Raw genomic sequence first — 22,110 nt, 5'->3', positions numbered from 1 at the left:
CAAATGAATTTTAGCGAATTAGGGCTGAATGCGGCACTTCTCGAAGCCGTCGCCGATATGGGGTTTACAATGCCTACGGCGATACAACAACGCGCGATACCCGCACTCCTGTCAGGAGAAAAGGACTTTGTGGGGCTGGCTGAAACGGGTACCGGTAAAACCGGTGCCTTCGGACTGCCGCTGATTCAACGAATCCATCCCGCCGATACCCGACCCCAAGGCATTGTGATCTGTCCGACAAGAGAACTGTGTCTGCAGATTACGGAAGATCTGAAACATTATGCACGGCATCTGAGGGAAATCCGTATCATCGCCGTTTACGGCGGAGCCGCCGTCTCCAACCAGATTCGGCTGCTCAGAAAAGGCCCCCAGATCATCGTAGCGACACCGGGGCGACTCATGGATCTCCTCGACCGCAAAGCCTTGTCCCTGTCCCACGTCTCCTGCGCGGTTCTCGATGAAGCCGATGAAATGCTCAACATGGGCTTCAAAGAGGATATCGACCGTATCCTCAAGCAGATGCCCGGGGATCGAAATATCTGGCTCTTTTCCGCTACCATGGCAGACGGCGTCGCCGCCATCGCACGAACATACCTGACCAATCCGACGGAGGTGCGGGTCGGCGGCCGGAAACAGAGCCCGAAGGGCCTTCGCCATACCTGTTATGTCATCCATGAACGGCACCGGTATGAGGGCCTCAAGCGAATCATCGACTTCAACCCGGACATCTTCGCCCTCGTCTTCTGTCGGACCCGAATGGAGACCCAGGCCGTAGCCGATGCACTCATACAGGACGGACATCCGGCCGACACGCTTCACGGCGATTTGTCCCAAACCCAGCGCGACGGCGTCATGAGAAAATTTCGGCAGGGTGCGGTTCGGATTCTTGTTGCAACGGATGTGGCGGCCCGGGGGCTGGACGTGGAGGAGATCAGCCATATCATTCACTACCGCCTGCCGGATGAGATGGAAATCTACACCCATCGCAGTGGGAGAACCGCCCGTGCGGGAAAGGCCGGGGAATCCATCGCTCTTGTCAACACCAGGGAAATACGCAGAATTCGCGAGCTGGAGGCCCGGCGGAATATCCGGTTCACCTTTTCGAAAATGCCGGACGGCCGGGCGATCTGCGAAAAACGGCTGTTGGGGCTGATTGGAAAAATCGTCCGAACGGAGGTGGACAAAACGGACATCGATGCCCATCTGCCCGCCATATTGACCGCACTGGCACCCTTTGACAAGGAAGAGTTGATCAAGCGATTCCTGTTCGCGGAGTTCGACCGGTTCAACGCCTACTACCGGACGGCAGAGGATATCCATGTGAACGTCAAGGGTTTGGGTGCCGGAAAGACCGCCGGATCAAAAACCCCTGCTCCGAAAAACCGAACGACGCTCAGAAAAACGCGACGGTTCTTCATCAATATCGGCCGTCTGGACAAGATCAACGCAAAGGCCGTCGCGCGTCTCATCGCTTCGAAAACCGGGATCGGCATAAATATGATCGGCGCCGTCGATCTGAAACGCGAATTTTCGTTCTTTGAAGTGGAGCGGAGCGCTGCGAAAAAAATCCGGGATGCCTTTGAAAACGTCGTTCTGGACGGTCGCAGGATCCAGGTTCGGGATGCCGTAAGGGAGCCAAAGGCTTCCTGACCGTTTTTCGCCCCTCACCTACAGCCGAATCTCGACCTTGCCGCTCAGGTAGCGTTTGAGCTCGCCGATGGGGACTTCCTCCCGGTGAAAGATACCCGCGGCAAGCGCCGACTCCACCTGCGTCCGGGTGAACACCTCGTGGAAATGCGCAACACATCCAGCCCCGCTCGAGGCGATGACGGGAATGGTCACAGCACCCTTGACCGCATTGATCAGCTCGATGTCGAAACCCGCGTTGGTGCCGTCCCGGTCGATACAGTTGAGGAGGATCTCCCCCGCCCCCAGGGTTTCACAGACCCGGGCCAGGGTCACGGCATCCACGTCTCGCCCCTCCCGCCCGCCTTTGACGGTACACTGGTACCAGCAGTAACCTTCGCCATTCGGTCCTGAAAAATCGGTCTCGATAACGGGGTGCGGGGTGTCGCCGGGAGAAGCAACGTAAACACGGCGGGGATCCACGGAGATGACCACCGCCTGGTTGCCGTAAACCCGGGCGATGGCTTCGATGGTGCTTTCCCCGGTCCGCCGTCCGGTTCTCAGGTATTCCTCGACGATATAGACCGCGTCGCTGCCGATGGAAACCTTGTCGGCGCCGGATCGAAAATACTCGGCCGCCACCTCCAGGGCCGTGTAGCGTCTGCCGTTCTTGTCAGTATAGTCCCGGATGCCGCCGCCGATGGTCAGGGGAACGAAGACATGACGGGAGGTCTGCTTGAGCACTTCGATCATGGGCATGTCTTCCAGAGGAAAATCCCTGAAACCGGTGATGTTGAGAAAGGTGATCTCATCGGCGCCATCCCGGTAGTAGCGGCCGGCCAACGCCGCCGGATTGCCCAGGTTCCTCACCTCTCCGTCCTCCCGGACATCGTACTGATCGCCCTTGGTGACCACCAGTTCGCCCTGGTCGTTGGACCGGACGTCCAGGCAGGCGATGATCCGCTTGGCCAGGCGGGTCGTCCCGGACATCCCGATAGGCAGATACGGGGCGACGTCGGGACGGATAAAGTTCTCGAGGATCCGAAGGCCGGTCTCTCCGCTCTTTTCCGGATGGAACTGGGTGGCGATGACGTTCCCCTTCTGGACGGCGCTGACGAAGGGATTCCCATAATCGGTGGTCGTCAGGACGGCGGAGGCATCGTCCGTCGCCACATGGTAGGAGTGAACGAAGTAGACCTTTTCACGGCCCGAAAGCCCGTTCAAGATCCGGGAAGGCTTCCTGGCGTTGAGGCCGTTCCACCCGATGTGGGGTACCGACAGATCGGTTTCGAACCGTTTCACGGTTCCCGGCAGAAACCCCAGTCCCGTCACGCCGGGCGCCTCCGCGCTCCCGTCGAAGAGCGCCTGAAGCCCCAGACAGATACCCAGAAAGGGGCGATCCGCCGCAAGATAGGCCTTCAACGGCGCCGCAAATCCCTTTTCGTTCAGGATGCGCATCATGTTGCCGAACGCCCCTACACCTGGAAAAATAAGCCGCTCCGCAGCCAGGATATCCTCCCCGCTGGAGGCGATCCGGATCGTCTCGCCCAGGCTCTCGACGGCGTTGATTACGCTTCGCACATTACCCGCGCCGTAATCCAGTAAAGTAATCATCGTTCTGTTCCGTCCCTTGCATTTGTCGTCTCTGAAAGCAGGAAATTCAACTTTCGACTTTCATGATGGTGACCGGAAAGATACGGCCTGTGAAAGTCGAAAATCGAGCAGGAAATGCTTACACAATTCGCCTGGAGGAGTCAAACGGAGTTTGGGTGCACCCCTTTCTCCCGCAGGCGGTGATGCGGTGATATGGAAAAATTCGCCGGTTGATCCCCAGTGACTTTTGGTGTAAGGAAACGAAGGACATCGTCAGGATGCGGGATCAAAGGAAGGAGACGCCATGCCGGAAGTGCTTAAGGAAATCGTCATCCCCAAGGAAAAGGCCGTGTTCCGAATGGACGCCAGGGGATGCTGGCACAACGCCCAGGGACCCTTTCAGAAGAAGAGCATCATCGATCACTTCAACCGATCCATCCGGAAGGACGATGCCGGCTACTTTCTGACCCAGGTCAACGGCGACTATATTGAGAAAGTCTATTTTTCTTATGAAGACACACCCCTCTTCGTCGTCGACGTCGAAGATGCCGACCCGATCCGTCTCCACCTCAACACCGGCGAAACCCTGCCCCTTTCCCCGGAAACACTTTTTATCAAAGCCGACCAGCTTTATATCATGCGGGAAGATGAACGGATAAAATTCAGCGAACGGGGCCTTCTCAAACTCTCGCGTATGCTCGAGGGGGAAGACAATGCCTACATTCTCCGCATGGGGGGCCGCCGGTACGCCATTCGGGTGGAGCCGACCCCCTGATCCGTCCGGCTTCCCAGGTCGCCCTGCCGTCATTGCCGTACTGAAGAACCTCAATGACTGTAGATCCGAACTGCCTGCAGTAGATCCCAGGATCCCAACCGCTTACACCCTTCTTTCCGGCCGACATTCCTGAAAATGCCATGCCCGCCGTCAACGACGGACAGACACCGAACTTAACGCCCTTGACGTCGCCTATCTGCTGAAAATGCGCGTTGTATTTTCAATTTAAACACTATACAGTAGTTTATTGAGAACAACCCTATTCCCGAATAGTCGATCATACCATGAATGACACGTCAATCTACAACGAATGCTTAGAACTGGCGACCCGGGTCGAGGGGCTGAAAAACCGGATCGCCCAGCGCCGCGAAGAAAAGGACAAGATCAGCCACCTCAATGCGGTGTTGAGCTCCATCCGCGATGTCAGCCGACTCATCATCAAGGAAAAGGACCCTCAATCGCTGATCCAGGGCATCTGCTCGAGTCTTATCGAAAAGCGGAGCTTCCACAATGCCTGGATCGTCCTGGTGGATGAACACGGGCGCGTTACCACGGGTTCGGAAGCGGGCCTGGGCGCGGATTTCCAGAAAATCCTCCAAAAAATCGAGAACGACCGCATGCCGCGATGCTGTCACATGGTGCTGAGTGAAGACCGGTTTCTGGTCACCACGAATCCGTGCCGGGAATGCCTCAACTGCCCGGTATCCTATATGTATGACGGAAGGGGGTCCATCTCGGCCCGGCTCGAACATGACGGCCGCATATACGGTATTCTCACAGTCTCCGTTCCAATTGCCTACAGTCAGGATCCTGAGGAGCACGAACTCTTCAAGGATGTGGCGGACGACATCGCCTACGCCCTTCACAGCATTGATGTGGAAAGGGACCGTAAGCGAAAGGAGGTTGCTCTTCGCGAGGCCCGGGACAAACTGGAACGGCGCGTCAGAGAGCGGACCCGGGACCTGGAAGTTCTTTCCAGCCGTCTCCTGAACGCTCAGGAAGCGGAGCGGAAACGCATCGCCGCGGATCTCCACGACGGCATCGGTCAATGCCTTTCCGCCGTCAAGTTCATGGTAGAGACCGTTATCCAACAGCTCGACGGCAAAGTGGCCCGCCAGGCGATCAAAAGTCTGGATGCGCTGGTGCCCCTTCTGCAGGAAAGTTCGGAAGAAATCCGCAACATCATCATGAACCTGCGCCCCTCCATTCTCGACGATCTGGGCATTCTGGCCACCATCGGATGGTTCTGCAGGCAGTTCACTTCCGTCTACTCCCATATCCGCCTGACGAAAACCATTGAGATCGAGGAGGATCAGGTACCCGAAACCCTCAAGATCATCATCTTCAGGATTGTTCAGGAAGCCATGAACAATATCGCCAAATATGCCGACGCCGGAGCAGTGTCGATCTACCTGGGGAAAAAGGACAATGCTCTTGAATTACGGATTGAGGACAACGGACGCGGATTCAGCGTGGACCGGTTCATGACCTCGGGATCTTCGGCTCTGGCTTTTGGTCTGACCGGAATGAAAGAACGCGCCGAACTCTCGGGAGGGTCGTTCCGCATCACGTCGTCTCCGGGCAAGGGCACCCGGGTGGAAGCCCGATGGGGTTACTCATGCGTAAGGTCTTATTGACGTGCTTCGCAGAGGCCCGGCATCAGCTTCAGGAGTACCTCATTGGGTAATGAGGTCGTTTTCGATAGCGTATGCGGTGAGTTCCGAAGCATTGTGGAGATCCAGCTTTTTCATAAGGTTGGAACGGTGCTTTTCGACAGTCTTGACGCTGATGCAGAGATATTCCGCGATCTTTCGGTTTTTGTGGCCCTCGGCGATCATCTTGAGGATTTGTCGCTCCCTCTGGGTGAGGGCATCCAGAGAGGACTCGCTCTGAGGCGGTTTCTTGCCTTCCAGGTAGGAGGCCACCAACTTCTCCGAAACACCCGGGCTGAGATAGGTCCGCCCGGCCAACACGTTTTCGATGGCCAACCGGAGTTCCGTATAGGTGCTGTCCTTCAGCAGGTAGCCGTTCGCCCCGGCCTTTAGGGCAGCGAACACATACTCCTCGGCCTTGTGTACGGTGAGCACCAGCAACTTGATGTCGGGAAACTCCCCCTTGATCTCGCGAATGGCGTCAAGGCCGTCCATCTTGGGCATGGAAAGGTCGATCAGGACCAAATCCGGCATGAGTTCCCGGACGCGTCGGATCGCATCAAGTCCGTTTTCCGCCTCTCCGACGATGTTGAAATCCGGATTTTGAGAAAGAAGGGAACGGAGTCCTTCCCGAAGAATACGATGATCCTCGACAATAACGATGCTGTAGGCTTGTTCCATAACTAACGCTCTCTCTCCATGTTGATCGACCCGTCGCCTAAACCTGAAACCGCGGGCTTCCGGATCATGATATCCTCCGCTCAATCCATTCGACGCGTTTGCGGCAGCCGGATCGAGAAGATCGTTCCAACCTCTTTTTGGGAACGGACCTCGATGGTTCCGCCGTGCTCATCGATGATTTTCTTGGTGATCATGAGACCCATACCGGTTCCGTCATAACCTTTAGTGCTGAAAAAATTCCGGAAAATCCTGCCCCTTATCTCCTCCTCCATCCCGCAGCCGGTGTCTTCCACCTGATATTCGACGGCCCAGCCGGGAGACCGCAAGGTACGAAGCGTGATCTCCTTTTTCTTGAGCGTACATCGAATGTCCATGCACGCATACATGGCATTGGTGACGAGATTCAGGAGGGCCCGGTGGATTCCATCGGGATCGAACCAGACATAGGGGAGGTCTTCATCCACCTTCAGATGAAAGGTGATGCCGTATTCCCTCGCCTGGGGCTTGATCAGTTCGTAAATCTCCCGCGCCGGTCCATTGGGATCGCAATGCTGGTAGCTGGGGTTTCTTTCACTGGCAAAATTCAGCAACTCAACAGCGACATTATTGATTTTTTTAACATTTTTCTTGACGATTTTCCATCCCTTCCGGATGTATTGACGGTTCCCCAGTTCGAACCCCTTGTCCAGCACGAAAACGCCGCCGGCCAGCGCCCCGGTGATATTCTTGATGGCATGGGCCAATCCGGCCGCCGTCTGGCCGATGGCCGCCAGACGCTCGGTCTCCACCAGCTTTCGGGTCTTTTCCTCCACCAACCGCTCCAGGTTTTCGGTGTACATCGTGAGCTGTTTCTTCATGACGATGCGTTCGTTGGCCCGCCTGAGGGCAATTTCCAGAATATCGTCGTTGATGGGTTTGGTGATGAAATCCGTTGCCTCGTATTTCAAGCTTTTAACCGCCAATTCCATGTCCCCGTGACCGGTGATCATGATCACTTCCGTCTCGGGTGCCCGACGCTTGATTTCCCTCAGGAGTTCGATGCCGTCCATTCCCGGCATCTTGATGTCGGTCAGCACTATCGACGGGAGTTCCCGATCGAATATCCGCAGGGCTTCTTCACCATCTTTTGCGGAATAGATCCGATATCCCATATCCGTAAGCACGATCCCCAGAATATCCCGGATATCTTCTTCGTCATCGACCAGCAATATTTTATTTTTTTCCATGTTCCACATCTTGTGTCAGTTGATGGATGGGAAATTCCAAATGGAAACACGCACCGCCGTGAAAAGGGTCGCACAACCGGATCTCGCCGTGAAAATCCTTGACGATACCGTAGCTGATGGAAAGCCCAAGACCTGTTCCCTTTCCCACCTCCTTCGTTGTGAAGAAGGGCTCGAAGATCTTGTTCTGAATGCCTTTGGGAATCCCCGTACCGGTGTCTTCCACCTCAACGACCACCTTTTTGCCTTTCAGGGCCGTCTTCAAAAAAATCCGCTTTTCGGAAACGGCATTCGGGTCTGACTTGGCCCATCTTTTCTCGATGCTGTCGCGGGCATTGACCAGAAGATTGATGAAAACCTGTTCCAGCCGGCCCGCATCGGCCATGATGACGGGAAGATTCTTTTGTAGCTCCCAGGTCACCGCGATCTGCCTCAACTTGAATTGCTGGCTGAAGATTTCAAAGGCTTTTCCCAGGACATCGTTGACCTGGACCTTGTCCAGCCGCATATCCGATTTTCTGGCGAAATCCCGCATGTGATTGATGATCCGATTCGCCCGATCGATGTTGTTACTGATCTTCTCGGACATATTGCGCAAAATCTCCGCCGGTATCGCCTCGTTCTGGCTGATCTTTTTCATAAAAAAGGTACTGGCCATTTTGATGACGGTAAGGGGCTGGTTCAATTCATGGGCGACGCCGGTTGCCATCTCGCCCAATGTCGCAAGCTTACTGGCCTGGGAAAGCTGATGCTCGGCCTCGAGTCGCTTGGTGATATCGCCTGCGGTCACGAGAAGCACGTGCTGCCCCAGAAATTCGGTAGGCGAAATCCGGATGTTGACAAAGCGAATCGCTCCGTCTTTGGTCACCTGCTTGACCTGATTAATCTCGCTGGCTTTGTTGAGATTGAACTCGTAATGAGATTTGTCCTCTTCAACGAAAAAGTCGAGAAAGGAACGGCTGATAACCTCGGATTGCGCATAGCCGTAAACCGCCTCGACACTCCGGTTGCAATCCAGAATTCGATGAGAATCGGGATCCAGAACAAATACCGGATTGGGAATGTTGTTAAAAATAGCGTAATACTTCTTTTCGGATCGGGAAAGCTCCTCTTCGAGTTCCTTTCGATGGGTCACATCCAGACACATCTCGATGGCGGCCGTTATCTCGCCCTTGGTGTTGCGGATGGGTGCGGTCTTGACGATCCAGAACTTCTTCGATCCATCCTTGTTGGTCCGCTCCTCCTCGCTGTAATGCGATTTGCCGTCATTGAAGGTCCTGGAAACGGGGCAGGACACACACCGCTCACGGAGGCCCTTATAGACCGTGTAGCAGTATTTCCCCTGGCTGATGTCGAAGGTGTCGGCAAATTCACGGTTGTATCGAATAATTTCGAAGTTCTTGTTCTGAATGGAGATCGTGCAGGGTACGCTTTCAAACAGGATACGGTACTCCCGACGCTGTCGAACCAATTTGAGCATCAGGAAGCAAACCAGCGTTCCGACACACAGTAAAAGCAAAAGAATAGGCAGATTAACCTGCATGGTTCATCCCCCGTTCAACGGTCGCGCATTCTTCCCGGGTTGCATCCTCGGCAGTCGTATTCGAAACCGGCTCCCCTTCCCCGGCGTGGAGTCCACGGTAATATCTCCCCCGTGCTGATCGACCATTTTGTGGGCGATGAAGAGTCCCAGACCGGTGCCCTTGTTTCCCTTGCTGGAAAAAAACAAGGTAAACATCTTCTCACGGGTTTCACGGTCCATGCCGATGCCGTCGTCCTGGACCTCAAAAAGCACTGCATCAGGTTCACCCTTGACAGTGAACACGACCTGGTGGGCAGCCTTGTCCATCTTCTCGCTGCAGGCGTCGATGGCGTTTTCAAGGATGTTGACCAGGGCGGCCGTCGCCACGTCCGGATCGATTTCCATGACGCCCGGCGAAGGATCGAACATCCGAACGAACGCGACGCCGGCGGCTTCGGCCTTGGGAACGACGGTATTGGCGACGCTTTCGGCAAAGGCCTGCACCTCGACCTTCTCGGTCTGAAGCTCTCGGGTTTTGGCGTAATAGAGGATGTCGAGCACCTGCTTGCGGAGTCGCATCCCCATCTGCCTCACAATCTCCATCCCCTCTTCCATCAACGCGATGTCCTCCTTCCTGATCCCGGACCGCAGCATATAGATGCCGCCGTCCATGCCGGTCAGCAAGCCCTTGACCCCGTGGGAAACCGAGCTGATCAACAGTCCCAGATTGGTGAGCTGATCCTGGAGCTGCCGAATCTGGGTGATATCGATGGACATCTCCATGACATGGGTGATCCGACCGGCGGCATCCCGAAGGGGCGCCGTGGTAATCAGCACATTGTATTGGCGGCCGTCCTTCGCTGTTACGACCGTCTCGGTCCGGTGGGACTCTCCGTCATCGAACGTCATCAACACCGGGCATTCCGGACATGGCTCCTGTCGGTGTTTGTAGGCGGCATAGCAACTCAGACCGGCGGCGTCGCCGAAGTGGGACTTGAAAAGCCGATTGCTTTCGGTAATCTTGAGGTGTCGATCCTGAACGGTGATATAACAGGGTGCCGCTTCGAAAAGCTGATGGTACTTATGGCGGGTGACGCGCAGCTCTTCCTGAACCAGACGATGGATATTTTCGGTGTGTTCGCGGATTTGCCGGCGCATGGTGATCTTTTCCCAGGCACGGTTGACCGCCAGATCGAGGATGTCATGGTTGATGGGCTTGGTGATGAAATCGGTGGCCTCGTGCTTCAAGCTCTTGATGGCCAGATCAAGATCGCCGTGGCCGGTGATCATAATAACTTCCGTGTCCGAATCCATCTGCTTGATCTCCCTCAGGAGATCGATGCCGTCGATGCCGGGCATCTTGATATCGGTAATGACGAGAGGCGGTCGCTCTCGGCGATACACTTCGAGGGCTTCGACGCCGTCGGCGACCGCATCGACGGCATACCCCAGATCGGCAAGATAAATGGAAAGGATTTCCCGGATATCGTCTTCGTCATCTACCAGCAAGAGTCGTTTGTCCATATGGAACCACCTGGTAAGAAGTTAACGCCAAGGGGGACGCTTTGGACGACATGGAAGCAACGAATGGATAATGACGGGAAAGAACGTCTCAAGCCGCCGGCCGAAGCAAGGATTCCGCAATCTCCAGCAATTCATTCGGCTTGGGCGGCTTTTCGACATAGGCTTCAGGTTCGGGGATGGCGTCGTCCGGCTGAATATTCATCATCTTCAGGTAATGAAAAAAGGTCTGTTTCCCGACCCCGGAGAGCATCAGAACGGGGATATCTTTCAAGACATCGTCGGATTTCAGATGCCGGTACATGAGGACGCCCCCTTCCCCCGGCATCATGATATCCAGAATGATCAGGTCCGGGAGCAACTTTCTGGCTTTGGCCAGACCGTCTTTTCCGTCTCTCGCCGTGACCGCTTCATACCCACTCGTCTCGAAGACCGTTGAAATATAGATCCTCATGTCCAGTTCATCGTCTACAACCAGAACCTTTTTCTTCTTCATGGAAACCCCGTATGAAAACCCGATCTCCCCATTTGGAAATCGACTAATCCGACACCTTGTCTGGACGGTTCACGCTCGCCACCGGGCAGGATGCCCTGAGGACCACCTGCTCTACCGTGCTTCCCAGGAGCGCCTGCTCGGGATCGATCTCTCTCGTGTGGTGAGCCATGACAATGAGATCGCCGTTTTTCTCCCGGGCATACTTCAGGATTTCGACATAGGGGATCCCTTCCCATATTTCAATCTCATAGTTGTCGTAATCGCCCATCTGGGAGACATATTTGAGTTCCATCTTTCTTTGGGCCGCCTTGATCATCGCCTCGATCTCCGACTGTTCGAGGACGGTTCCCGACTGAACGCTGCTGAGATCCAGGGCATGAAACATATAGAGCTTTGCCCCGATTTCCTTACAGAGTTTAAAAGCGAATTTAAAAGCGGAATCCGATGCCTTCGTAAAATCCGTTCCGAAAATGATATTGGAAAAATACCAGAGGCAGGTAGTGCACGGGCGGCTCACGATTAAAACCGGACATCGGGCGGCCTTGGCGACCCGCTGCATTGTGCTGCCCACAACACTCCGATAGCGGGTGGCGCCGGGATCCTCCTGTCGGGAGTGGGCACCCATAATCAACAGATCGACGTCCGATTTGCGAAGGTAGCGCAGGATCTCGGTGTGGGGGATGCCCACCACCGGCAACATCGTCGGTTCCACACCGGATGCCTTGCTCTGTTCGGCATAATAGGTCTTCATCTCATCCTTGACCCATTCCACGTAATCGGCATCCACATAGTCTTCCTCACCGCTTCTGCTGTCGGTGACCGTGGCGCTGAATCCTCGTGACGGGCGGCCGAAAACATGCAGGACCGTCAGTTCCGACTGATATTTCCTGGCCAGATCAAAGGCGACATGGGCTGCATTGTCGCAAGCCGGCGTGGCCGTCGTTGCAAATAATATCTTCTTGAACATTGTTTACCTCCTCAATTCACAGGCCATCAGCGTCCCCTGAAAGCCAAGTTCCCATAGAATCCCGTCGATCAATTCAAAGAGATTGAAAACCGTGTCAAATGCCAGCACATCAACCCGATCACCGAATACGATATGTTTCAGACGGCCCAGCTTGACCGGCATGTCCAGCAAATTTTCCAGAGGGACGGACCTGAGCATCACCGCCTCCCCGCCATCTCCAACGCCGTAAAAGGAGTTGTAGATTTCCACGCGGGGCTTTCCCGGAAATCCGATCATCTCGACGTTCTTTGAAAATTCCAAAAATCTGAATCCGTCGTAAAGGCATCCTGAATCCGGACTGTTGTGAAACTGTGCCAGATAAGAGGGCCAGAAGGCGTTCAGTTTCTGATAGGCCGGGTATCGCTCCAGCATCCGAAAAACACTTCTGAGGGTGCAGGCTTCCTCGAGGACCACCTGGCACCCCAGATACAACAGGGGGTCGGCCTCCGCCGCCTTACCCCCTTCCGCCAGGGTACCGTCGGCCTTCAGCGTGACCTGATTCATGATTCGAGATTATTCCTCCTCAGACGGCTTCAGATGATCCGGAACGATGACCATTTTCAACAGAAGCGGCTTGAGGAAGCTCCACCGGATGCCGACCTCAAAAACCTCTTCCAGATCACGGATGGCATCCCAGCAGTTATGGCACGGTGAGATGACCAGTTTTGCGCCGGTGGCCAGGATCTGATCACATTTGACCTTCAGTCCGATGTTCCGCTCCTTCCGGTATCGCCCGATGCCGTTGAAACCGCCGCCGCCGCCGCAGCAGAAATTATGCTCGCGGTTGGGGGTCATTTCGCGAAAATCCTCGGCAATATAGCTCATGATTTCACGCGCGCAGTCGGCCAGACCGGCGTTACGGATATAGTTGCAGGAATCCTGATAGGTTACCGGCTCCTTGATCCGCTTGGCCGGATCGATCTTGAGCTTTCCGGTCCTCAGGGCTTCGGCCACCCACTCGACATAATGAAGACTGGGAATGGGGGTTTGGCCGTCCTTCAGGCCGGCCCAGTAAGGGCCTTCGATGACGGTGGCGCGGTAGGCGTGACCGCACTCGGTGACGACCATCCGTTTGGGGTTCAGACGCTTCATGGCATCATATACCGACTGAACTTGCAGCTTGCACCCCTCCCAGTCCCCGGCGAACATGGCAAGACTGGTCTCCTCCCAACCTTCACTGGGAACGGTCCAGTTCTCACCCGCCAGATGGAAGAGCACCGCCGCCTCCGCCAGATCCTCGGGATAGTGTTTAGGCTCCCGGGCGTTTACGGTGTAGAGGATGTCCGCGTTCTCCTTGTCGACAGGGATCTCCAGGCCGGGCCAATCCTCTTCCCACTCCTCGGCCATCCACTCGCAGGTTTCAACCCAGTCCTCAGTGGTGACATCCATCTGGGCACGAAAGACCCGATGCATTCCGGAACCGATCTTCATCTCCCAGGGAATGAATCCCTGCTGGAAACACAATCCCCTGAGATAGCTGAACATGACGCCCATGTCGATACCGAAGGGACAGTAAAGGCCGCATCGGTTGCAACAGGTGCATTTGGACCATGCGGTGTCCATGACCTTCTGCATGAAGGCGTTGTCGACCTTGCCTTTCCGTTTGACGATCTCCCCCAGCGTCGACTGGATCTTGTAGGAAGGCACCTGTTCGGGATCCTTGTTGTTGGCCAGATAGAGAAAACAGCTGTCGGCGCACATGCCGCAGTGGGCACAGATCTCGAGCCAGGTTTTGATCCTGGATTTGGCCTTGATGGTTTTCTGGATGGTATTCCACAAGAGCGCCTGATCGACGTCAAGATCGCTCATTTCTTCATAATATTGTTTGCCGCCCTTGTCGTTCAGGAGCTCTTGAAGTTGCTCCAGGGTATTGACGGGTTCTCTGTTGCAGAGCTTGCCTAATGCCATGATGGATACCTCGTTATCTCTATTATCCGTTGCAGGCGGAGCCGGTCCCGCGGTCCGATCCACCCTGTATCGTCAGAACTACCACGCCATCCCCTTGCTTTTCATGCCGCCGCGTTTGATGCCGAAATCCATACCGATCTGCATTCGGCTCATGAAGAAAAGGACAAAGTGGGAAAGTTTGGTGAACGGAATCGCCACCAGCATGATTTCGCCTGTTATGATGTGTGATATCAACCAGAAATTATAGTTCCCGATCCGGTGTGCCGCCAGAAAACCCGTCAGAAACGGCGCTACGGCAATGGCAAGCACCAGATAATCATACCAGGTCGTAATGATACGAACCTCCGGAAGCGCCAGACGCCGCAGCACAAGGAACACCGCTGCCGTCATCACGCCGATAGTGAGCATGTCGGCGCTGAAATCGGATATGGTCGGAAGGCCGAAGCCGAACCGCTCTTTGAGGAGGATCGAATGACCCTGAAGAAAAATCGGCACCACCAGCAACCCGATGTGGAATGTGAAAAATACGATGGTGAAAAAGGGATAGAACCGCCAGCTGTGGGTCCCGAAAGGAACAAGCCACGCCGCGATGGATCTTATGGCACCCCTGATACCGTGCTTTCGGTGAGCGGTATAGGCGACGCGATCCATCTGCCAGTCCAGACCCTTGATATAGAGTGCGGCTCGGACGATAACCCCGATGAAAAAGATGCCGAACGCCAACCACGCCACCGGTCCGGTTACCAATTTATATATATCCATCTCCATATTATAATCTCCTTTTGTGCCGACGGTTAATCGTCATCTCTGTCGGTTAGGAAACGCCAGAACGCGGTGATGCTGATCAAAGCCAGCACCATAATGATATAGGTAACCCCTTTGGTATGGGTCATGAAATCCTGAAGCGTGTAAAATATGCCGTCCATAACATGGTCCTCCAAGGTCCGTTATCTTTAGTGTTGTGCTTTGTGGTGTACATCGAGGTCTTCAGCATGATGTGCCTGGTATTCGGGATGTTCATAGAAAATCGGCTGTCGCGTGACAATGAACCTGAAGACGAGGACGCCGACGGTCAGCATGAAGATCGTCAATCCGACCTCCCCCCAGTGGGGAATATACTTCTGACTCCAGGGCAGATACCAGTTGAAGGCGATGATACACACGTTGAGCCGGTTAAGAATAATGCCCAGCACGGCGATGATGGATGTCCGCTGAATCAGCTTCAGGTTCTTGTCCCGGGCGCCCACCGCATACAGATAGCAGGGCAGGGCCACGAAGCCGATCAGTTCGACAAGGAACCACAGCCCGTAAGGCGTCGCCAGCAGATGCCACTGATTCTCGACGGCGATGCCGATGATCTTGATGATGACGTAGCCGGCCATGACGAAGGATGCTCCTTTAGCGAAGCCGAGCACCAGACCGTCATGCTCCGACCGGTAAGTCGCATCCATTTTGTCATGGAAATATTTGTGGGACAGGGTTCCCTCGAAAATCACCATCGATAGTCCGGCGATAATACTGGATATGAAAAAATAGACCGGAATATAGGTGGAATACCAGAAGGGATGCAGCTTGGACGGTGCAATCAGAAAAAGCGCACCCAGGGAGGACTGGTGCAAGGTGGACAGCACCACGCCGAAAATGGTCAACACCATGGTGATCCTGACCAGGGTGTTTCGCAGTTTCTTGAAGCCCAGCCATTCCAAAGCGGCAGGGGAGTATTCCAGGAAGAGCACCGTCAGGTAGAGGGCCACACACGCGGCCACTTCGAAGAGAAGGGAGGTGGTGCCCCGCTGCACGACAAACGGATAAGGCAGCCGCCACGGTCGGCCGACATCGTAATTCAGCGACACCACGACCAGGGCGTAGCCCAGGAAACCGGTGAGAATGGCCGGACGGACCGCCGAATGGAAGCGCTTTATCCCGAAAATGTAGCACGCGGCCGAGGTCGTATAACCGCCCGCTGCCAGCGCGACGCCGGCCATCAGGTCGAATCCGATCCACAGCCCCCAGGGATAATTGTCATCCAGGTTGGTCACCGCGGCCAACCCGCCGGTGAACCGCATCACGGTCAGAAGCAGCCCCACCAGCAGGATCACCCCGCAGACTACATTGAAGGGGGTATACAGGGATCGATCCGTCGGAAAAAATGATTTTTTGGCGACGACGTTTTGCTCAGACATCAGACATCCTCCTCCTTCTTGTCCGTACCCTCCTCCTTGGCCTTTTTAGCCTCTTCAAGGGCCTTTTTCACTTCCTTTTTGACGGCGGCGTCCTGATCCTTCCTTGCCTTCTCCATGGCCGCGGCCATGGCCTCTTCGGCCTCAGCCTCGGTTTTGGCTACCGCCTGCGCCACGGCCTCTTTTTTCTCCTCCGCCGAAATCTTCTCTTTCCGTTGGGTCATGGCCCATATGCCGGTCAACAGCACCGGCCACAGACCGACGACGATGGGCACCGCCCCGAGAGCCCCCGCCGTCAACTCCGGCGCGGACGTGGTGCCGAGATCCTCGCGCATCCCGATCTCTTCGTATGGGGTGCCGGTAATGTACAACCAGTTGGTACCGCCCATCTCATATTCGCCATAGATGTGATCGACATATTTTTCCGGGTATTTCCGAATGCGATCCCGGGCGATCCTGATAAGGTCCTCACGTTTTCCAAAGGTAAGCGCTTCAACGGGGCAGACCTCCACACAGCCGGGGATTTTACCCTCGAGAATTCGCGGGTGACACATGGTGCACTTCATCACCCTGGGATCGAGAACCTTTTCATACTCGTAGGCCGGGATATTGAAGGGGCAAGCCACCATGCAGTATCGGCACCCGACACAGACCGAAGCATCATAAACCACGGCACCTTCGGGGGTCTTCTTGAACGCTTTGACAAAGCATGCCGATGCGCAGGCAGGCTCCTTGCAGTGATTGCATTGAAGTTTACGGAAGGTCACCCCTCCGGGGCGATCGGGATCCGCATACTTGTTGACGACGGTATAGGCCTTGGCGGTGGTTCTTCGCTCCTGGTTCAGAACGGATTCGTCCCGAAAGGATACGTCCGGCGCCGGGAGATCGTTAACCTTGTTACAGGCTTCCTCACAGCGTCGACATCCGACGCACAGCGTCGTGTCGTGCAACACGCCCATGCTGTCTGGGTATCCTTTGAACTCTTTGTTCGTTCCGGCATGAGCTTTTCGCCCAACGGCTGTAGCAAAGCTCGCACCGCCCATCCATGTTAGAAATCTTCTTCGGGATACGGACATATTCAGTTCCTCAGTCGGTTTGACGTATCTCCCGCCGTCGAGATCCGTCGGCCCGTTTCAAATCGGGCCGACGGACGACCGGAGATAGGGAAATTGATATAGTTACTGCTTCTTCTCTTTGTGGCAGCCGGTACATCCGGCAGGCTTTTCCAGCTTCATTTCCGCGTGGCAGGTCATGCACTGCTGGTGATACGCTCCCATCAGCCCCGGCCTCATGGGCGTTCGCTCATCAAAAGGCTTGCCATGGCACGTGGCGCACTTGGGCGGCTTTTTCGAGACGGGGCTGTTGTGGTGGCATCCCTGGCAGAGCGTGCCCTTCTCCCGGTGAAAGTAGGTGGCCAGCTTGCTGTCCTTGATGTTCTCCGTCAATTTCCGAACAATCTTCCGATGGGGCAGATCCACCGCTTCGTAACGATCATCCGGCTCCGCCATCACGTTAATGACCACTTTCTCGGGGATATCCTCATTATCATAGGTTTCCGTGGTGTAGGTCCGGGCACCGACCATCATTTCAGCAACCCGTTTTTCGTCTTCCAGGGCCAGAGACCGGAGCTCGGGCGCCATCTCCTCGTGGCATTTCAGACAGGCTTCATCGGCCTGCTTCCGCCGTTTCTCCATAAAAACATGGCATCCAGCACATTCAGAGGCCGCTTTTTCCTGCTCATGGCAGCCCATGCAGCTTTTCTCCGAATTGATGAGATGATAGGCCTGGGCCAGATTGACATGGTCGCCGTCCTTGCTGCCGGCCATGGTGTGACACGTGCTGCAGCTCTCCATGCTGGCATGGTGGCAGACCCGACAGGTGTCGTTATATGCTTCGTGGGCCTTGTGATCGTAACTGACGGGATTCATCCTCACGTCACCGACTTTGTCGCCCTCATCGGGCTTGACCTCGCCGACCTTGACGAGGACCACATCCGGTTGTTTTCGCTCCATCCGGGGGACATTCTCGATCTGCTTGAATTTCTTCTGGGAAGCCGCATCATGGCAGCCGCTGCAGTAGATCGGGCCTGCCGTCTCGTTCTTGGCCAACCGCTTGCGATGACAGCTGATGCAGTCAAGATGGGACGCCTCCCGCATGGAGATTCGATTCTCCTCGGTCTCGGCCTTGTGGCAATAGCGGCAGGTGCCTTCCTTGTCCTTGGCGTAGAAAAGCACCTTCTTCTCCGCGTCATATTCATGGTGGCAGGTTTCGCATTTCTTCTCCTGGGCCGCCACATGACGGTAGTGAAGCGATTTGTCCATCCCGATCAATACCCGGTTGGAAACGACATCGGTCTCCTTGTGACATTCGCCGCAGGTTACCGGGCCCGACTTGTCACCTTCGGCGGCCATATCGTTGTGGCAGCTGATGCAGAAGGTGTGGTAAACGTCCATCACCTCCTCCCGGGCCGTGTCTTTCAGGCGTTTGAACTTGGGGGACAGGGGATCGATGCCGTCGACGGCCGCTTTGAAGGTCCCCGGTATCTTGTTGGACTTCTCCTGGGACAAATGACAGGCTGAACAATCCTTGCCTTTCTTTTTAAGGGCATCGGTATGCGCGTCGTGCAGAAACACCACCGCCGGCTTCTCGAGATAACCGAAGACCTTTAACGCATCGATTGTTATCATGTCCGCCCGGGCATCCTTTCCGGTCGGCGTGCCCACCTCCTGAGCCCCGATACAGACCGCTGTGACCATAAAGATCGCGGCTGTGACTCCAACCCACCAATACTTCATCTTTCCCTTCACCATGATTGACATCCTTAAAAGTGCGTTTAGATTTTAGCAGGAAACTCAGATTCTGATACGAATATTGGCGGTACTCTACAGAACTTGTCCACCAGGGGTAAATAAGGCCTTTAATGTATTTTATGTAAACTCCAACCCTATTTTTACATCCTGGAACATAGGGTCTTTTCCAAAATATAAACTGAAGGCATCAAATTTATTATGAACCCAGAGAGACCTATCCCATGTTTGGGGTATCTGATAGAACAGTCCCGCAAACGATATTGCAGACAGAAGGAAGCGATGTGTTTTGACGTCGAACTCGTCGGCCCCGGAGAAAAGCGTTATGAGACGTAACCGACGAGGGATGAGCCGACAAAGCAGTGAGCGTTTTCCGCGTTGAAACACCGCCGGGGAGTCTGGCCGTCGCCCGGCAGGTGTAACGCTTGTAGAGGGAACCCGACTTCGGGAAAGCGGGCGGTTATTCGACGGCTTTTTTAACGAGTTCCAGTACCTTATCCGGATCAAAAGGCTTTGCCAAATATCCCACAGCGTCCCGAACGGACAGATGTCGTGAAGGCATGCCGCTGATAATCAGTACGGGCGTATCCTTGAGCGCTTCGTCCTTCTTGAATTTCCGGTAGAACCGTGTCCCCCACTCCTCGGGCATTTCAAGATCCAGGGTGATGAGGTCCGGCCGCTCGGCCTTGAGAACCTCCATGGCCTCCAGCCCGTCCTTGGCCGTACAGGTCTCGTATCCGTTGTCCTCCAGCAGGCTGACCAGGTATTTCACCACCACCGGATCATCATCGATCACCAGAATTTTCTTTGCCATTCGGCACCTCTCTTGGTTTGGGATTATACGGTATCGTTTATCGGTGATTTGAGGGCATCGGCGCATCGGCCCCGACCGCTTCAAATGGGGGTCATCTTAACCCTTTAAATACAATTTGGCAAGTAGTTCCCATGAATTCATACCGCATTTGCCAGTACGATTACCTCAGACTGGAACGACCGTTATTCATCGCCCATGCCCACACTCTCCGCACGAACGACGACGTACCGAATACGACCAAACACCCGTGAGCCTCGCCATCATTTCTTGACAGATATCGCTTAAAAAATTAGAGTGGCAGCCATTCCGGAAACGAGATGTGTCTTCAAGACCTGAACCCCGATGAAGCGATACCCATGACATCGACCCCGAAAAACAAGGAACCTATCCCGCAAAGCCAGTTCGGGCTGCTCAGGATTCGACGTTTCGCGCCCTTTTTCTGGACCCAGTTTTTCGGAGCGTTCAACGACAACGTATTCAAAAACGCCCTCATCATCCTGATCGCATACCAGGGCTCCCGAATGCTGGAGATCGATACCAACATTCTGATCAACCTGTCGGCAGGTCTCTTCATTCTGCCGTTTTTCCTGTTTTCCGCCACGGCCGGCCAGTTTTCGGATAAATATGAAAAAGCCATGATGATCCGGCGAATCAAATTGATGGAAATCGTCATCATGGGATTTGCCGCCGCCGCCTTTTATTTTGAAAACATGATCGCCCTCATGCTTCTGCTTTTCTTCATGGGAGCCCAGTCGGCCTTTTTCGGCCCCGTCAAATACAGCATCATCCCTCAGCACCTCGCCCCCGAAGAGCTCGTCGGCGGCAACGCCATGGTCGGCATGGGCACCTTTGTCTCCATCCTGCTCGGCACCATTACCGGGGGAGTACTCGTTCAACTCGAAAACGGTACGATCTGGATCGGCCTTACAGTCTGCGTCGTTGCAATTGCCGGATGGGGCGTCTCACGCCTCATTCCCAGGGCAGAAGCCCTCTCCCCTTCGATCACGATTCGCATAAACCCCCTGACCCAGACGTGGAAAACCATCGGCTATGCCCGTCGAACCCATTCGGTGTTTCTCTCCATATTGGGAATCTCGTGGTTCTGGTTCCTGGGATCGGCTTACCTGACCCAGATCCCCAACTTCACCCGGTTCGTTCTCAGGAGCGATGAAAGCGTGGTTACCCTTCTTCTGACCATGTTTTCCATCGGCATCGGCGCGGGCTCCCTGCTGTGCGAAAAACTTTCGGGCCAAAAAGTGGAATTGGGCCTGGTCCCTCTGGGCTCCCTGGGATTGAGTCTCTTCGGCATCGACCTGTTCCTGGCCTACGATCCGCCGGAGGTGTCCCAATTGATGGACATCACCCGCTTCATATCCACCCCCGGCAGCCCTCGTGTACTGTGCGATCTCGTGCTTATCGGCATATCCGGGGGATTGTACATTGTCCCTCTGAACGCCTTTGTTCAATTGCGAACAGAGCCCGGCTACCGCGCCAGGGTCATCGCTGCCAACAACATCCTGAACGCCTTTTTCATGGTGCTTTCAACAGGGATCGGCATCCTTTTTCTCGGAATCCTGAAACTATCCATCCCACATTTCTTTCTGATCGTCGCCCTGGGCAACATCCTGGTGGCCGCCTACATCTACTCCGTGGTTCCGGAATTCACCATGCGTTTTCTGATCTGGATCCTGACGCATACCCTTTACCGAGTGCGACACGAGGGGCTTTCCCGCGTTCCGGATGAAGGCGCCGCCCTTCTGGTCTGCAACCACGTCAGCTATGTCGACGGGCTGCTCATAGCCGGAACCTTGCGACGCCCTGTCCGTTTCGTGGTTTTCGAACCCATATACCGCCTTCCCGTGCTCCATTTTGTGTTTCGCACCGGAAAGGCCATTCCGATTACCTCCGAAAATATCGATCCCCAGACCTTTCACCAGGCGTTCGAAACCATTGATCAGGCCTTGGCCGACGGGGAACTGGTCTGTATCTTTCCTGAAGGGAAACTGACGACTGACGGCAACATTCAGCAATTCCGTCCCGGCGTGGAAACAATCCTCAATCGCAGGCCGGTCCCTGTAATTCCCATGGCCTTGAGAGGGTTATGGGGCAGCTTTTTCAGCCATAAAGGGGGTCCGGCCATGACGCGGCGACCCAGACGATTGCGGTCGAAGGTCGAAATCGTCTGCGCCCCGCCGATGCCTCCGGAGCAGGCCACGGCCGAAGCCCTCCGGGAAGCGGTGGCCGCCCTCCGGGGCAATCATCCATAACCCATTTTATAAAATGCTTTATTTATCCATTACAGCTGT

The 22,110-nt window shown here is 55.1% G+C and carries 19 protein-coding genes; 4 read left to right on the top strand and 15 right to left on the bottom strand.

The features are described from left to right. Positions 1 to 3: 3 nt before the first annotated feature. Entirely contained in the window at positions 4 to 1,650 is a 1,647-nt protein-coding gene (locus dmul_RS03890; RefSeq protein ID WP_020876319.1) for a DEAD/DEAH box helicase, read from the top strand. A gap of 18 nt (positions 1,651 to 1,668) precedes the next feature. Here dmul_RS03890 and dmul_RS03885 read toward each other — a convergent pair whose 3' ends face one another. After that, on the bottom strand, positions 1,669 to 3,240 hold the full coding sequence (locus dmul_RS03885) for an imidazole glycerol phosphate synthase HisHF (RefSeq protein ID WP_020876320.1): 1,572 nt from the start codon (positions 3,238 to 3,240) through the stop codon (positions 1,669 to 1,671). Between the two features lie 283 nt (positions 3,241 to 3,523). Between dmul_RS03885 and dmul_RS03880 the strand changes: the two genes are divergently transcribed. Both dmul_RS03880 and dmul_RS03875 read left to right on the top strand, forming a co-directional pair. Next, complete coding sequence (locus dmul_RS03880) at positions 3,524 to 3,994, top strand: MFS transporter (RefSeq protein ID WP_020876321.1); 471 nt, start codon at positions 3,524 to 3,526, stop codon at positions 3,992 to 3,994. Positions 3,995 to 4,278: 284 nt separating this feature from the next. Beyond that, positions 4,279 to 5,631 carry a GAF domain-containing sensor histidine kinase gene (locus dmul_RS03875; protein ID WP_020876322.1) on the top strand — a complete coding sequence of 451 codons (1,353 nt, stop codon included), beginning with the start codon at positions 4,279 to 4,281 and terminating at the stop codon, positions 5,629 to 5,631. A gap of 39 nt (positions 5,632 to 5,670) precedes the next feature. On the opposite strand, the gene dmul_RS03870 is transcribed toward dmul_RS03875, so the two are convergent. The 14 genes from dmul_RS03870 to divK all read right to left on the bottom strand — a co-directional run bounded on the left by dmul_RS03870 (position 5,671) and on the right by divK (position 19,804). Next, a complete protein-coding gene (locus tag dmul_RS03870) occupies positions 5,671 to 6,327 on the bottom strand; it encodes a response regulator (protein ID WP_020876323.1) in 657 nt (218 codons plus the stop codon). Between the two features lie 80 nt (positions 6,328 to 6,407). Next, positions 6,408 to 7,553 (bottom strand): sensor histidine kinase, encoded by a 1,146-nt coding sequence (locus dmul_RS03865; RefSeq protein WP_020876324.1) that lies wholly within the window; start codon positions 7,551 to 7,553, stop codon positions 6,408 to 6,410. Further along, positions 7,540 to 9,093 (bottom strand): PAS domain-containing sensor histidine kinase, encoded by a 1,554-nt coding sequence (locus dmul_RS03860; protein ID WP_020876325.1) that lies wholly within the window; start codon positions 9,091 to 9,093, stop codon positions 7,540 to 7,542. Before dmul_RS03860 ends, dmul_RS03865 begins: the two co-directional genes overlap by 14 nt. A 3-nt stretch (positions 9,094 to 9,096) precedes the next feature. After that, entirely contained in the window at positions 9,097 to 10,596 is a 1,500-nt protein-coding gene (locus dmul_RS03855) for an ATP-binding response regulator (protein WP_020876326.1), read from the bottom strand. Positions 10,597 to 10,684: 88 nt separating this feature from the next. Further along, a complete protein-coding gene (locus tag dmul_RS03850; RefSeq protein ID WP_020876327.1) occupies positions 10,685 to 11,089 on the bottom strand; it encodes a response regulator in 405 nt (134 codons plus the stop codon). A gap of 43 nt (positions 11,090 to 11,132) precedes the next feature. Next, complete coding sequence (locus tag dmul_RS03845) at positions 11,133 to 12,056, bottom strand: universal stress protein (RefSeq protein ID WP_020876328.1); 924 nt, start codon at positions 12,054 to 12,056, stop codon at positions 11,133 to 11,135. A 3-nt stretch (positions 12,057 to 12,059) separates the two neighbouring features. Next, positions 12,060 to 12,599, bottom strand: coding sequence for a hypothetical protein (locus dmul_RS03840; RefSeq protein WP_020876329.1), 540 nt, complete (start codon positions 12,597 to 12,599; stop codon positions 12,060 to 12,062). Between the two features lie 9 nt (positions 12,600 to 12,608). Beyond that, complete coding sequence (hmcF, locus tag dmul_RS03835) at positions 12,609 to 14,003, bottom strand: sulfate respiration complex iron-sulfur protein HmcF (protein WP_020876330.1); 1,395 nt, start codon at positions 14,001 to 14,003, stop codon at positions 12,609 to 12,611. Positions 14,004 to 14,081: 78 nt separating this feature from the next. Continuing rightward, positions 14,082 to 14,771, bottom strand: coding sequence for a sulfate respiration complex protein HmcE (gene hmcE / locus dmul_RS03830; protein WP_020876331.1), 690 nt, complete (start codon positions 14,769 to 14,771; stop codon positions 14,082 to 14,084). Positions 14,772 to 14,797: 26 nt separating this feature from the next. Then, positions 14,798 to 14,929, bottom strand: a complete 132-nt coding sequence (gene hmcD, locus dmul_RS21060) for a sulfate respiration complex protein HmcD (RefSeq protein WP_020876332.1) — start codon at positions 14,927 to 14,929, stop codon at positions 14,798 to 14,800. Between the two features lie 27 nt (positions 14,930 to 14,956). After that, entirely contained in the window at positions 14,957 to 16,186 is a 1,230-nt protein-coding gene (gene hmcC / locus dmul_RS03825; RefSeq protein WP_020876333.1) for a sulfate respiration complex protein HmcC, read from the bottom strand. Then, on the bottom strand, positions 16,186 to 17,259 hold the full coding sequence (hmcB, locus tag dmul_RS03820; protein WP_040415170.1) for a sulfate respiration complex iron-sulfur protein HmcB: 1,074 nt from the start codon (positions 17,257 to 17,259) through the stop codon (positions 16,186 to 16,188). The genes hmcC and hmcB overlap by 1 nt, the downstream gene beginning before the upstream one ends. Before the next feature lie 102 nt (positions 17,260 to 17,361). Then, on the bottom strand, positions 17,362 to 18,993 hold the full coding sequence (gene hmcA / locus dmul_RS03815) for a sulfate respiration complex hexadecaheme cytochrome HmcA (RefSeq protein ID WP_020876335.1): 1,632 nt from the start codon (positions 18,991 to 18,993) through the stop codon (positions 17,362 to 17,364). Between the two features lie 457 nt (positions 18,994 to 19,450). After that, positions 19,451 to 19,804: a DVU0259 family response regulator domain-containing protein gene (divK, locus tag dmul_RS03810; RefSeq protein ID WP_020876336.1), complete on the bottom strand. Its 354-nt coding sequence runs from the start codon at positions 19,802 to 19,804 to the stop codon at positions 19,451 to 19,453. A 317-nt stretch (positions 19,805 to 20,121) separates the two neighbouring features. Here divK and dmul_RS03805 point away from each other — a divergent pair, with 317 nt between their 5' ends. After that, on the top strand, positions 20,122 to 22,071 hold the full coding sequence (locus dmul_RS03805; RefSeq protein WP_020876338.1) for an MFS transporter: 1,950 nt from the start codon (positions 20,122 to 20,124) through the stop codon (positions 22,069 to 22,071). Positions 22,072 to 22,110 lie beyond the last annotated feature (39 nt).

Source organism: Desulfococcus multivorans, assembly GCF_001854245.1.
GTDB classification, from domain to species: Bacteria; Desulfobacterota; Desulfobacteria; order Desulfobacterales; family Desulfococcaceae; genus Desulfococcus; species Desulfococcus multivorans.
Note: the sequence above shows the minus strand (reverse complement) of the source record. Positions and strands in the feature narration are given on the sequence as shown.